The organism is Lysobacter sp. TAB13, from assembly GCF_052113885.1.
In the GTDB taxonomy this organism is placed as follows: domain Bacteria; phylum Pseudomonadota; class Gammaproteobacteria; order Xanthomonadales; family Xanthomonadaceae; genus Lysobacter; species Lysobacter gummosus.
The window spans coordinates 1-352 of the sequence record NZ_JBFRDR010000442.1; the positions used below are offsets into that span (position 1 = coordinate 1).

Below are 352 nucleotides of genomic sequence, written 5' to 3' on the forward strand. Positions count from 1 at the left end.
GGCACTGGCAAAGGCCTTCTGGCCCGGGCCCTTGACGCTGGTGGTTCCGGCCTCGCCCTCTTGCCAGGTCAGCGAACTGGCACGCGCCGGGCTTGCCTCCGTCGCGTTGCGCGTGCCGTCGCATCCGCTTGCCCATGCCATTCTCGAAGCGGCAGGACGCCCGATCGCCGCGCCCTCCGCCAATCGCTCAGGCCGGGTCAGCGCCACCAGTGCGGAGCATGTGCTGGCCGATCTCAATGGCCGGATCGATGCCGTGGTCGACGCCGGGCCAGCCGAGGTCGGTGTCGAGTCGACGATCATCGCCTGCCTCGATGGGGCACCCAGACTGCTTCGGCCCGGCGGTGTCTCCAGC

At 70.2% G+C, this 352-nt stretch carries 1 protein-coding gene; it reads left to right on the plus strand.

The genetic code is table 11. The features are described 5' to 3' along the window. Positions 1-4: 4 nt before the first annotated feature. Positions 5-352: L-threonylcarbamoyladenylate synthase (locus tag AB4Y92_RS26885; RefSeq protein WP_441822395.1), on the plus strand; the 348-nt coding region annotated here is incomplete at its 3' end.